General features: G+C 67.0%; 12 protein-coding genes. 8 read left to right on the forward strand and 4 right to left on the reverse strand.

Annotation, left to right across the window (positions count from 1 at the left end; all coding sequences use genetic code 11):
- From B4L36_RS01175 to B4L36_RS01210, 8 genes are all read left to right on the forward strand, one after another.
- Positions 1-518: helix-turn-helix domain-containing protein (locus B4L36_RS01175; protein ID WP_292951057.1), on the forward strand; the 518-nt coding region annotated here is incomplete at its 5' end.
- A gap of 176 nt (positions 519-694) precedes the next feature.
- Complete coding sequence (gene dnaN / locus B4L36_RS01180) at positions 695-1,813, forward strand: DNA polymerase III subunit beta (RefSeq protein WP_292951059.1); 1,119 nt, start codon at positions 695-697, stop codon at positions 1,811-1,813.
- Positions 1,810-2,880 (forward strand): DNA replication/repair protein RecF, encoded by a 1,071-nt coding sequence (gene recF, locus B4L36_RS01185; protein ID WP_292951061.1) that lies wholly within the window; start codon positions 1,810-1,812, stop codon positions 2,878-2,880. The genes dnaN and recF overlap by 4 nt, the downstream gene beginning before the upstream one ends.
- A complete protein-coding gene (locus B4L36_RS01190) occupies positions 2,880-3,512 on the forward strand; it encodes a LysE family translocator (protein WP_292951063.1) in 633 nt (210 codons plus the stop codon). Before recF ends, B4L36_RS01190 begins: the two co-directional genes overlap by 1 nt.
- Positions 3,513-3,605: 93 nt before the next feature.
- On the forward strand, positions 3,606-6,044 hold the full coding sequence (gene gyrB / locus B4L36_RS01195) for a DNA topoisomerase (ATP-hydrolyzing) subunit B (protein ID WP_292951065.1): 2,439 nt from the start codon (positions 3,606-3,608) through the stop codon (positions 6,042-6,044).
- Between the two features lie 14 nt (positions 6,045-6,058).
- A complete protein-coding gene (cobO, locus tag B4L36_RS01200; RefSeq protein ID WP_292951067.1) occupies positions 6,059-6,688 on the forward strand; it encodes a cob(I)yrinic acid a,c-diamide adenosyltransferase in 630 nt (209 codons plus the stop codon).
- Positions 6,689-6,854: 166 nt separating this feature from the next.
- A complete protein-coding gene (gene otsB / locus B4L36_RS01205) occupies positions 6,855-7,586 on the forward strand; it encodes a trehalose-phosphatase (protein WP_292951069.1) in 732 nt (243 codons plus the stop codon).
- Positions 7,587-7,600: 14 nt separating this feature from the next.
- Positions 7,601-8,944 carry an alpha,alpha-trehalose-phosphate synthase (UDP-forming) gene (locus B4L36_RS01210; RefSeq protein WP_292951071.1) on the forward strand — a complete coding sequence of 448 codons (1,344 nt, stop codon included), beginning with the start codon at positions 7,601-7,603 and terminating at the stop codon, positions 8,942-8,944.
- A gap of 428 nt (positions 8,945-9,372) precedes the next feature.
- On the opposite strand, the gene aroQ is transcribed toward B4L36_RS01210, so the two are convergent.
- The 4 genes from aroQ to B4L36_RS01230 form a co-directional block, all read right to left on the reverse strand.
- Entirely contained in the window at positions 9,373-9,846 is a 474-nt protein-coding gene (gene aroQ / locus B4L36_RS01215; protein ID WP_292951073.1) for a type II 3-dehydroquinate dehydratase, read from the reverse strand.
- A 52-nt stretch (positions 9,847-9,898) separates the two neighbouring features.
- A complete protein-coding gene (locus B4L36_RS01220) occupies positions 9,899-11,032 on the reverse strand; it encodes an asparaginase domain-containing protein (RefSeq protein ID WP_292951075.1) in 1,134 nt (377 codons plus the stop codon).
- A gap of 111 nt (positions 11,033-11,143) precedes the next feature.
- A complete protein-coding gene (locus B4L36_RS01225; protein ID WP_292951077.1) occupies positions 11,144-12,229 on the reverse strand; it encodes a quaternary amine ABC transporter ATP-binding protein in 1,086 nt (361 codons plus the stop codon).
- Positions 12,222-13,106 (reverse strand): ABC transporter permease, encoded by an 885-nt coding sequence (locus tag B4L36_RS01230; RefSeq protein ID WP_292951079.1) that lies wholly within the window; start codon positions 13,104-13,106, stop codon positions 12,222-12,224. The genes B4L36_RS01225 and B4L36_RS01230 overlap by 8 nt, the downstream gene beginning before the upstream one ends.
- Positions 13,107-13,142: the final 36 nt, after the last annotated feature.

Consider the following 13,142-nt stretch of genomic DNA (forward strand, 5'->3'; position numbering starts at 1 on the left):
TGCGCCTGGGCATCCTGCAATCCAAGACCGAGGCCTTCCGCCGCCAGAGCCCCGACATGCGCATCGGCGCCGGCGTGCTGGAATTCCTTGCCCACCGGATCAGCACCAACGTGCGCGTTCTGGAAGGCGCGTTGCAGCGGCTTTTCGCCCATGCGAGCCTGTTGCAGCGCGAGATCACGCTGGAGGTCGCCCAGGAATGCCTGGCCGACATCCTGCGCACCAACGACCGCAAGATCAGCATCGACGACATCCAGCGCAAGGTGGCGGAACATTACAACATCCGCCTGGCCGACATGATGGGTCCGAAACGCGCCCGCAACGTCGCCCGCCCGCGCCAGATCGCGATGTATCTGTCCAAGCAGCTGACCTGCCGCAGCCTGCCCGAAATCGGCCGCCGTTTCGGCGGGCGCGACCACACCACGATCATGCACGGCGTCCGCAAGATCGAGGAACTGGTGGGCGAGGACAGCAGCATCGCCGAGGACGTGGCGATGCTGAAACGGCTTCTGGAGGCCTGATCGCGACCGGCGCAGCCTCGCCGCGGCCGGGTTCTGCCGGGTTCCTGACAGGGGCGTGCGCGCCGCGTCGTCCGGGCCCGAAATCCCGCGCATGAAATCCTTGTGACCGCTTCCACGGGCGGTTACAAAACAGGTCCGACAAAGGGCCGTTCCGGCCGCAGGGACAGGGAAAAGCGATGAAATTCTCGATCGAGCGCGCCGTTCTGGTCAAAGCCGTCTCACAGGCCCAATCCGTCGTCGAGCGCCGCAACACGATCCCGATTCTCGCCAATGTGCTGATCGAGGCAACCGCGGACGGCGTCAGCTTCCGCGCGACCGATCTGGACACCGAGGTCGTTGACCGCGCCTCGGCCCGGGTCGAGCGCCCCGGCGCCACCACCGTCAGCGCCGTCATGCTGAACGAGATCGCGCGCAAGCTGCCCGATGGCGCCCTGGTCCAGATCACCTCGGACGACGCGGCGGGCCGGCTGAACGTGCAGGCCGGGCGATCCAATTTCAGCCTTGCCACGCTGCCGCGCGAGGATTTCCCGGTCATGGCCTCGACCGAATACAGCGCCAATTTCGGAGCAAAGGCAGGGGTGCTGCGGCGGCTGTTCGACAAGTCGAAATTCGCCATCTCGACCGAAGAGACGCGCTATTACCTGAACGGCGTCTACATGCATGTCGCCCAGACCGAGGACGGGCCCAGCCTGCGCTGCGTGGCGACCGACGGCCACCGGCTGGCCCGCATCGACGCCCCCCTGCCCGATGGCGCGGCCGAGATGCCGGGCGTGATCGTGCCGCGCAAGACCGTGGCCGAATTGCGCAAGCTGCTGGACGATGACGAGGCCGACATCGCCGTCTCCGTCAGCGAAACCAAGGTCCGTTTCGCCACGCCCGACATCACCCTGACCTCGAAGGTCATCGACGGCACCTTCCCCGATTACAGCCGCGTGATCCCGGTCGGCAACGCCCGCAAGCTGGAGGTGGACGCAGCCGATTTCGCCCGCGCGGTGGACCGGGTGGCGACCGTCAGCAGCGAACGTTCGCGCGCTGTCAAGCTGGCGCTCGAGGCCGACAAGCTGGTCCTGTCGGTGAACGCGCCCGATGCCGGCGCCGCCGACGAGGAACTGATCGTCGCCTATGACGACGACCCGCTCGAAATCGGATTCAACGCCAAATATCTTCAGGAAATCGCCAGCCAGGTCGATCGTGACAATGCGGTCTTCATGTTCAACGGCTCGGGTGATGCGGCGCTGATCCGCGAGGGCAGCGATCAAAGCGCGGTCTATGTCGTCATGCCGATGCGCGTGTGACGCTGAGGCGGCTTTCGCTGGCGCAATTCCGGTCCTGGGCCCGGCTGGATCTGGAACTGGACCGGCATCCCCTGGCGATTCACGGCCCGAACGGATCGGGCAAGACGAACATCCTCGAAGCGGTGTCGATGCTGTCGCCCGGGCGCGGGTTGCGCGGCGCCCCCGCCCCCGATCAGGCGCGGCAGGGGCCCATGGCGGGCTGGCGGATCCGGGCGCGGATCGGCGACCTGCCGGTCGAGACAACCGCCCCGCCCGGCCAGGCGCGCAGCGTCGCCATCGACGACAAGGCGGTCCCGCAGACGGCCCTGGGGCGTCTGCTGCGGATCATCTGGCTGGTGCCCGCGATGGACCGGCTGTGGTCCGACCCGCCCGAGGCGCGCCGGCGCTTTCTGGATCGCGTCACGCTGAGCCTGACACCCGATCATGCCGATCTGGCGCTGACCTATGACAAGGCGATGCGCGAACGAAACCGGCTGCTGAGGGACCAGATCGGCGATCCGGGCTGGTATCGGGCGCTGGAGGCACAGATGGCGCAGGCGGGTGCGGGGCTGACCCGCAACCGGCTGGCGGCGCTGGCGGCGATCATGGACGCTCAGCAAAGCGGCGATTTCCCCGCCGCCCGGCTGACCCTGCTGCCCGGCGAAGGACAGGCCGACGATCCCGATCGGGACAGCATCGCCGACCGGCTTGCCGCGATGCGCCCGCGCGATCTGGCGGCCGGGCGCAGCCTGACCGGCCCGCACCGCGCCGATCTGGGCGCGACCTGGGGGCCGCAGGACATGCCCGCCGCGCTGTCCTCGACCGGCGAACAGAAGGCGCTGCTGCTGTCGCTGATCCTGGCCAATGCCCGCGCCCTGTCGGATCAGCCGGTGATCCTGTTGCTGGACGAGGTGGCGGCGCATCTGGACGCCGACCGGCGCGCGCGGCTTCATGACCAGATCGCGGCGCTGCCCGCGCAAAGCCTGCTGACCGGCACCGGCCCCGAGCTGTTCGACACGCTGGACGCGCGCGCCCGCCGCCTGTCGATCACCCGGGTGAACGGCGCATCCGCCGCGACGGAGGCTTGATGACCCTGCCATTGGAGGCTCTTTGGCTTTACGCCGGCGCGCTGCTGGCAATCTGGCTGACGCCGGGGCCGGTCTGGGTGGCGATCGTGGCCCGCGCCCTGTCCTCGGGCTGGGGCGGGGTCTGGCCGCTGTCGCTGGGCGTGGTCATCGGCGATTTCCTCTGGCCGCTGATCGCGATCTTCGGCCTGTCGCTGATCGCCGGGCAATATGGCGAATTTCTGCTGGTGCTGCGCTGGATCGCGGTTGTCGTCTTCATTGCCATGGGCCTTGCCCTGCTGCGCCACGCGAAGGCGCCGGTGGAAACCGACCGCCGCCTGACCCGGCGCGGCAAATGGGCGGGCTTTACCGCCGGGCTGATGGCGATTGCCGGCAATCCCAAGGCCGCGCTTTTCTATGTCGGGGTCCTGCCCGGCTTTTTCGACGTGGGCCGCCTGACCAGGACCGACATCGCCGTGATCGTCGCCATGTCCGGCGCCATTCCCCTTGCCATGAACCTGGTCATGGGGGCGACCATCGCCGCCGCCCGCGCCCGCCTTGCCACGCCCGCGGGGATGCGCCGGATGACCCGCGTTTCGGGCTTTCTGCTGATCGCGGTGGGGCTTTTCATCGGCGCCGCGAATCTGTGGTCCTGAACGCCGCGGAAAGCTGCGGAAAATGCAGTCATTCCCGTGACATTGCGCGGGCTTCGGCTTATATCGAAAGCAACAAAGGCAGGATAACATCAGATGAGCGAAGCCGCCCCGCAGCAGGCCGAATACGGCGCCGATTCGATCAAGGTTCTCAAGGGACTGGAGGCCGTGCGCAAGCGTCCCGGCATGTATATCGGCGACACGGATGACGGATCGGGCCTGCACCACATGGTCTACGAGGTGGTCGATAACGGCATCGACGAGGCGCTGGCCGGTCATGCCGATTATGTGAAGGTCAAGATCCACGCCGACAGCAGCGTCAGCGTGCGCGACAACGGCCGCGGAATCCCGGTCGATCTGCATGCGGGCGAAGGCGTCAGCGCGGCCGAGGTCATCATGACCCAGCTTCACGCCGGCGGCAAATTCGACCAGAACAGCTACAAGGTCTCGGGCGGGCTGCATGGCGTCGGGGTCTCGGTCGTCAATGCGCTGTCGGACTGGCTGGACCTGCGTGTCTGGCGCAATGGCAAGGAACATTACGCCAGATTCGAGCATGGCGACACGGTCGAACATCTGCGTGTCACCGGCGACGCCGCGCCGGGCGAAAGCGGAACCGAGGTGCGGTTTCTGGCCTCCAACAAGCAACTCGACCCGAACGGCACGTTCAGCAATCTGGATTTCAACTACAAGACGCTGGAAAACCGCCTGCGCGAACTGGCCTTCCTGAACAGCGGCGTGCGCATCATCCTGGAGGACGAGCGCCCGGCCGAAGCCTTGCGGACCGAATTGTTCTACGAGGGCGGCGTGCGGGAATTCGTGAAATTCCTCGACCGCTCGAAAACCCCCGTCATGCCGGAACCGATCTTCATGACCGGCGAGAAGAACGGCATCGGGGTCGAGGTCGCGATGTGGTGGAACGACAGCTACCACGAAACCGTGCTGCCCTTTACCAACAACATTCCGCAGCGCGATGGCGGCGCCCATATGGCGGGCTTTCGCGGCGCACTGACCCGCGTCATCAACGGCTATGCCCAGTCCAGCGGCATCGCCAAGCGCGAGAAGATCGATTTCACCGGCGACGACGCGCGCGAGGGGTTGACCTGCGTGCTGTCCGTCAAGGTGCCTGATCCGAAATTCTCCAGCCAGACCAAGGACAAGCTGGTCTCGTCCGAGGTGCGCCCGGCGGTCGAGAGCCTCGTGAACGAAAAGCTGTCCGAATGGTTCGAGGAAAACCCGGCCGAAGCAAAGCAGATCGTCGGCAAGATCATCGAGGCGGCGCTGGCACGCGAGGCGGCGCGCAAGGCCCGCGAACTGACCCGGCGCAAGACCGCAATGGACGTGGCCTCGCTGCCCGGCAAGCTGGCCGATTGCCAGGAAAAGGATCCCGCCCTGTCGGAATTGTTCATCGTCGAGGGCGATTCGGCGGGCGGTTCGGCCAAGCAGGGCCGGTCGCGCCAGAACCAGGCGGTGCTGCCCCTGCGCGGCAAGATCCTGAATGTGGAACGGGCCCGGTTCGACCGGATGCTGGGCAGCGACCAGATCGGCACGCTGATCACCGCGCTTGGCACCGGGATCGGGCGCGACGAATTCAGCCTGAAGAAGCTGCGCTACCACAAGATCGTCATCATGACCGATGCCGATGTGGACGGCGCCCATATCCGGACGCTCTTGCTGACCTTCTTCTTCCGCCAGATGCCGGACCTGATCGAGGCCGGGCATCTCTATATCGCGCAGCCGCCGCTCTACAAGGTCGGGCGCGGCCGGTCCGAGGTCTATCTGAAGAACGAGGCCGCGCTGGAGGATTACCTGATCCAGCAAGGGGTCGAGGGCGCGGCGCTGCGGCTTGGCGACGGCACCGCGATCACCGGCAACGATCTGGCCCGCGTGGTCGAGGAGGCGCGCGTGACCCGCCGCATCCTGCGCGCCTATCCCACCCATTATCCGCCCCATATCACCGAACAGGCCGCCATTGCCGGGGCGCTGGTACCGGGCCGCGTCGATGCGGATGCACAGGGCGTGGCCAGCGCCATCGCCGCGCGGCTGGACATGATCGCCGAGGAATACGAACGCGGCTGGCAGGGGCGGCCGACGCAGGATGCCGGCATCCGCCTGACCCGCACCCTGCGCGGGGTCGAGGAAAACCGTGTCCTGGACGGGCAGATGCTGCGCAGCGGCGAAAGCCGCCGTCTGGGCGAGATGACCGGCGCCCTGCAAGACATCTATGGCCGGCCCGCGCATCTGGTCCGCAAGGACCGCGACCAGCCCATCTTTGGTCCGCTGGGCCTGTTGCAGGCCATCTTCCTCGAGGGCGAGAAGGGGCTGTCGCTGCAACGCTACAAGGGTCTGGGCGAAATGAACCCCGATCAGCTTTGGGAAACAACGCTCGATCCCGGCGCGCGAACCATGTTGCAGGTCCGCATCGAGGACGTGGCCGAGGCCGAGGATCTGTTCACCAAGCTGATGGGCGACGTGGTCGAACCGCGCCGCGAATTCATCCAGCAGAACGCCCTGTCGGTCGAGAACCTGGATATCTGACAAGGATCGCCGCGATGTCCCCGAACCCCGACCCCTCGCCCGAGGATCTGGCACGGCACAGCCAGAAGATGAAGAAGCTGAAGGTCGCGCGGGACCGGCTGATGGAAACGAAGATCGTCGAGAAGGGCCTGATCATCGTCCATACCGGCAACGGCAAGGGCAAATCCAGCAGCGGGTTCGGCATGATCATGCGCTGCATCGGTCACGGCATGCCCTGCGCGGTGGTGCAGTTCATCAAGGGCACCTGGGACACGGGCGAAAAGCGGGTGCTGACGCAGCATTTCGGCGATATCTGCCGCTTTCACGTCTCGGGCGAGGGCTTCACCTGGGAAACGCAGGACAAGGCCCGCGACATCGCCGCCGCCCGCGCCGGTTGGGAGACGGCCAGAACCCTGATCCGCGATCCGGCGATCCGCATGGTCCTGCTGGACGAAATCAACATCGCCTTCCGCCACGGCTATCTGGACGCGGCCGAGGTGCTGGACTTTCTGGCCGCCGAAAAACCGCCCATGACCCATGTCGTGCTGACCGGCCGCAACGCGCCCGAGGCATTGATCGCGGCCGCCGACCTGGTGACCGAGATGACCTTGCTGAAACATCCGTTCCGGCAGGGCGTGAAGGCGCAGCAGGGCGTCGAATTCTGAGGTTTCCGCCCGTCGCGGCCATCCGGCCCGGCCGGACCGGGCCTTCTTGCAGCGCGCCGGACGGCATCGCAAATGTTTGCCGAACCAATCCGGGCCCTGCGGGTTGACCCGGCAGGCGCGGCAGAAAATCCATGTCGCGTTGCCCGTTTCAATGGATCATGCCCGAATGACCGCACCGCAACTGCCCGATGATGCCGCCCTGTTTCTCGATTTCGATGGCTGCCTGGTCGAGATCGCCGAACGCCCGGATGCCATCATCGTGCCTGCGGACCTGCCCGCCCGGCTGGCCCGGCTGCATCGGCGTCTCGATGGCGCGGTGGCGCTGGTCTCGGGCCGCGACGTGGCCGATCTGCGGCGCTACCTGCCGGATTTTCCGGGCGCCATCGCCGGCAGCCACGGCGCCGAGCTGTCGCTGGACGGCACGCGGATCGAAGCCACCCACGACACCGCGCTGGATGCCGCCGCCCTGCATCGCACCGCGCGCGAGATGGCGGCCCCGCATCCGGCGGTGCTGGTCGAGCCGAAACCCCATGGCGTCGTCATGCATTATCGTGCCGATCCCGCCCTGCGCGGCTTCGTCGAGGACTGCATGACCCGGTTGGCCGAAACCCATCCCGGCATGGCGCTGCAACCCGCCAAGATGGCGGTTGAACTTCGCCCCGCCGGCCGGGGCAAGGATGGCGCCTTGGCCCGGCTGATGGATCTGCCTTCCTTCCGGGGGCGGGTCCCGGTCTATGCCGGCGACGACCTGACCGACGAGCCCGCCATCGCCGAGGCGCAGGCACGCGGCGGCTTCGGGATCAAGATCGGCGACGGCGAAACGGGGGCGCGGCATCGGCTGGCGGATCCCGCGGCGCTGGCCGGGTGGCTGGACGGCGCGCTGGCGCAATGCGGATGAAAGGGTAAGGGGTCATGTCTCGTCTTGTCGTGGTATCCAATCGCCTGCCGCTGGGGGACAATCCCTCGGGCGGCCTCGTCGTGGCGCTGGAGGACGCGCTGCGCGGTTCGGGCGGGTTGTGGATCGGCTTTTCGGGCGAGCAGGTCGAGGATCCCTCCGACGATCTGGTCTTTCACCAGGGCGCCCGGTTCGAACGCGCCGCCTTCGACCTGTCCCCCCGCGATCACGACGCCTATTATCTGGGCTATTCGAATTCCGTCCTCTGGCCCTTGTGTCATGGCCGCGCCGATCTGACCCGGATCCTGCCCGAACATGTCGAGGGATACCGGCGGGTCAATGCCCGCATCGCGCGGATGATGCTGCCGCATCTGAAACCGGATGACCGGATCTGGGTGCAGGATTACCAGCTCTTCCCGCTGGCCTCGGAACTGCGCAAGCTGGGGGTCGAAGCCCGGATCGGGCATTTCCTTCACATTCCCTTTCCCGGCCCGGCCGATTGCGCCGCCCTGCCCAATCCCGGCGAATTGTTCGAATGGCTGTCCTGCTATGACCTTCTGGGATTCCAGGCGCAGCGCGACCTGTCCAATTTCACCGAAAGCGCGCGGCAATTGTCGCGGATCGAGATGCAGCAGGATGACCGGCTGACGCTTCTGGACCGGCCGCTGCGCGCGGCTGTCTTTCCCATCGGCATCGACACCGCCGCCTTCATCGAAGAGGCCCGCACCGCCCCCGACGAGGACCGGATGCGCAGCCTGACCGGGGCGCAGATGATGATCGGCGTGGACCGGCTGGATTATTCCAAGGGTATTCCGCAGCGGTTTCGCGCCTTCCAGTTGCTGCTGGAAAACAATTCCGACCTGATCGAGAAGATCTCGTTCTTGCAGATCGCCCCGCCCACCCGCGAGGCGGTCGAGGCCTATCAGGACATCCGCGAGGAAACCGAACATCTGGCCGGGCGCGTCAATGGCCAGTTCGCCACCGTCAACTGGACCCCGATCCGGTTCATCCACCGTCCGATTCCGCGCAACCTGCTGGCCGGCCTCTACCGGCAGGCGCGGATCGGGCTGGTCACGCCCCTGGCCGACGGGATGAACCTCGTGGCCAAGGAATATGTCGCAGCGCAGGACGTGTCCGACCCCGGCGTGCTGATCCTGTCGCGCTTTGCCGGGGCCGCCGAGACGATGCAGGACGCGCTGATCATCAACCCGCACGATCCCTGGGAACTGGCCGAGGCGATGGCGCGGGCCATGCGCATGTCCGCCAATGAACGCCGCCGCCGCCATTCGGCGCTGCTGCAGGGCGTGGTGGAACGTGATGTCGGCTGGTGGTCGGCGAGTTATCTGCACGCCCTGGGCTGATCCGGCCGCAATGCGGGCCGGCGGGCCCGGTCACGCCGTCGCCGAAGCCCCGGACCTGGCCGCCACGACAGGCGCGCGGGATCACGACCGAATCCCCGGCTGCCGGGGCCGAGGGGATGATCGCGACATCGCCGCCGCGGCCGGAACCGTCGTTCCCGGATGGCCGCATTCTTCGGCTCTTGCCCACGGAGCGGGCAGAATTCCGGTTTCTTGCCGCATCGCGGCATCATCGCCCCGGCGGATTGGTGACAGGCATCGAATCATCGCGCCAGATGGCAATACCGAGGTCAAGAAAGCCTCGGCTTCCTCCCTCGGCCCGGATCAAGGGCCAGCCGCCGAACCCTGCCGCCCCCCTCCTCCTCCCCGCGGCCAGGGATTCGGCGGCTTTTTCCATCTCTCCGGGCTGTCTGGAAACATCACGGGGCGGATCAGGGGCTGCCGGTTCCCGTATCGTCCGACCGGCCGGAACGGTCTGGGGCGGTCAGCGACAGGATCCGGCGGATGGCGGCGGGATAGCCCTCGATTCCCAGACCCGCGATCACCCCGTCGGCGCGCTGCGAGACATAGGAATGGTGGCGAAAGGTCTCGCGCCGATGGACCTGGCTGATATGGACCTCGATCACGGGGCCGTCAAAGGCGTTCAGCGCGTCCAGCACCGCGACCGAGGTATGGGTCAGCGCGGCGGGGTTGATGACGATGCCGCAGGCCGCCTCGCGCGCCTCGTGGATCCAGTCGATGATCTGGCCTTCCCAGTTCGATTGCAGGAACCGGATCTCGTGGCCGCCCGCCGCCTCGCGGCACAGACGCTCGACATCCTCAAGCGTCTCGTGGCCATAGATCTCGGGCTGGCGCTTTCCCAGCAGGTTCAGGTTCGGGCCGTTCAGGACATGGATGACGGGCATGGGCTTCCTCGTGCGCGGGACTGGCCCTTGCTAGCGCGGCGCGGCGGCGCTGTCAGCCCCGTTCGCCGGCCAGCCCCCGCGCCATCAGCGCCCTGACCACCGCGGCGTCCCAGCCGTGATGGCCGGCCGCCGCGCTCAGGATCGTGGCTTTCGCGACCAGCGCGACCGGGGTCGCATCGCCGCCCGGGACCGCGCCGGTCCCGGCGATCCAGGCCCCGGCGGCATAGTCGAAATCGCCCACCGCGCCCCGGATCGGGCGGCTGGCGATCACGACCAGCACACCGGCGGCCCCGGCCCGGCGGATGGCCTGCCCGGTCAGCCCGCGATCGGACGGGACGTTCCCGGCGCCGAATCCCGCCAGCACGATGCCGCGAACGCCGCGCGCGACCAGGTCGTCGATCATGCCCGCCATCAGCCCCGCCGGCTGGATCGGCACGCAGGGCAGTTCGACCACCGGATGATCGTCGAGGGCGGCCCGGATCGCATCCAGCTGCGCCCGGATCAGCCCGGCATCGATCGGCCGCGCCCTGTCCGCCGGCGCGTCCGAGACGGCCGGCATCGCCATCCCCGTCCGCGCAAGCGGGGCCGCATGCGGGGTCTCGAACGCGGCGAAATCCCGGGTCGATACCTTCAGCGCCCGGTTCCCGCGCATCAGCGTGCCGTCAAAGAGGATCGTGACCCCGGCGATCCCCAGCCGCGCGGCCTCCAGCGCGCCGCAGAGATTGGCGAAGCCGTCGCTGCCGGCATTCAGAACCAGCCCTGCGGCGGATTCGCGAAACAGCGGAAGCTGCGCGCCGGTCAGGATCACCGGCGCCGCCAGACCGGCGCGCGCCCGGCCGCGGGCATCGAAGACGTTCAGCAGCAGCGGCAGGGCCGCGGCGGTGAAATCCATCGTGTCGGTGCCGTGCAGGATCACGAAAGCGTCGAAATCCTCGTGCAGATCAAGAATGCGTCCGGCCATCCGGCACCAGTCCTCGGGACGGACCTCGCTGCTGTCCAGCGTGCCGGTGGGGCTGTCGAAATGCAGACCGGTATCGAAATGGATCCGCGCCCATGGCATGGCAGCAGTCAGCGACGGACCCAGCAGGCGGTCCACGGCCTCGGCGAAACGCGCCGCCGGCATCGGGGCCAGCGGTTTGCCGATGCTGCTGATCGTGCCGCCGGTATTGATGATGCAAATCCGCATGTGGTCCTGCCTCGCCTGCCCCATCCCGGCACGCGCCGGCGCCGAAATCAACCGGTCGCGTAAAAGGGGCCGGACGAACCGCGCCTCCCCGACCGCCGGGCCCGTGTCCCGCTACGCGCTCAGCGGCTCGGGCGCGATGGCCGCATCATCGTCGGCATCCTCGTCGCTGGTGTCGGGCGCGATCATCTCGGCCACGCATTTCGACAGCGTGACCATGCCCAGATGGGTGCCATCCTCGTCCACGACATTGCCGCGCGAGACCTCGGCATTGGTCATGGCGCGCGCGGCCTCTTCCAGCAGGGTCGTGGCCGGCAGGCTGACGGGGCTTTCGGCACGTTTGCCACGCCGCATGATCGTGCGCACGGTGATGACATGGCCGCGCCGGATATCGCGGACGAAATTGCTGATGTAATCGTCGGCGGGCCGCAGCACGATCTGTTCGCCGGTGCCTTGCTGGATGATGCGCCCGTCGCGCAGGATCGCGATCTGGTCGCCCAGCTTCAGGGCTTCGTCCAGATCATGCGTGATGAACATGATGGTCTTGCGCAACTCGGCCTGCAAATCCAGCAGAACCGACTGCATGTCGGTGCGGATCAGCGGATCCAGCGCCGAGAAGGCCTCGTCCATCAGCAGGATCTCGGCGTCGTTGGTCAGGGCGCGGGCCAGACCCACGCGCTGCTGCATCCCGCCCGACAACTGGTTGGGATAGCTTGCCTCGAAGCCCTCCAGCCCCACGCGGCTGATCCAGCGGCGGGCGCGTTCCTCGGCCTCGCGGGGCTTCACGCCCTGCACGGCCAGTCCGTAGGTCGTGTTCTCCAGCACCGTCCGATGCGGGAACAGCGCGAATTTCTGGAACACCATCGCGGTCTTCTGGCGGCGGAACTGGCGCAGTTCGGATTGCGACATCTGCACCACGTCGCGATTGTCGAAGATGACCTCTCCGGCGGTCGGGTCGATCAGCCGGTTGATGTGCCGGATAAGGGTGGATTTGCCCGATCCCGACAGCCCCATCACCACCTGGATCCGGCCCGCCGGAACCGTCATGTTGATGTTGTCCAGCCCAAGGACGTGATCGTGTCTGGCCTTCAGTTCGTCCTTGGTCATCCCGGCCTTGACGTCGGCCACGTGGCGTTCGCCGTTCCTGCCGAAAATCTTGTAGAGGTTGCGGATCTCGATGTCGTGGGTGGCTTCAGCCATGCTGCGCCTCCAGATGTCTTTGCAGACGCTTGCCATAGGCCTGCGTCGCGCGGTCGAAGATGATGGCGATGGCGACGATGGCCAGGCCGTTCATCACGCCCAGGGTGAAATACTGGTTGTTGATCGCCTGCAGCACCGGCTGGCCCAGCCCCCGCACCCCGATCATCGAGGCGACGACGACCATCGCAAGGCTCATCATGATGGTCTGGTTGACGCCGGCCATGATCGTCGGCAGCGCCAGCGGCAATTGCACATCCTGCAGCTTCTGCCGCGGGTTCGAGCCGAAGGCCTCGGCGGCCTCCAGCACGTCGGCGGGGACCTGGCGGATGCCCAGATTGGTCAGCCGGATCACCGGCGGGACGGCATAGATGACGACCGCGATCACGCCCGGCACCTTGCCGAGGCCGAAGATCATCACCACCGGGATCAGATAGACGAAGCTGGGCATGGTCTGCATCATGTCCAGGATCGGCGTGACCGATGCGTTGGTGCGTTCCGACCGCGCCATCAGGATGCCGATGGGAATGCCGATCACCACCGCGATCAGGGTGCAGACCGTGACCATGGCGATGGTGCGCATCGTGTCTTCCCACATGCCGAAAAAGCCGATCAGCAGCAGCGCGACCACGGTTCCGCCGACGATCTTCCAGCTGCGGCTCAGGCCCCAGACAAGGCCGCCGATCGCGGCCAGCACGAGGATCCAGGGGCTGTCGATCAGCAGGTTCTCGATGAAGATCAGCAAGACCTGGATCGGTTGGAACAGCTGTTCCAGGGTCTCGCCATAGGCGCGGGTGAAATCCCGGAAGGCGCCGTCGATCGCGATGCGCATGGCGCGCAGATCGCCGCGGCTCATTGATGGGAAAGTGACGAAGTCCATGCGGTTTTTCTTCTTTTGCAGGGGTTCGGGTCAAGG

The organism is Paracoccus sp. UBA889, assembly GCA_002294185.1.
Classification (GTDB): domain Bacteria; phylum Pseudomonadota; class Alphaproteobacteria; order Rhodobacterales; family Rhodobacteraceae; genus Paracoccus.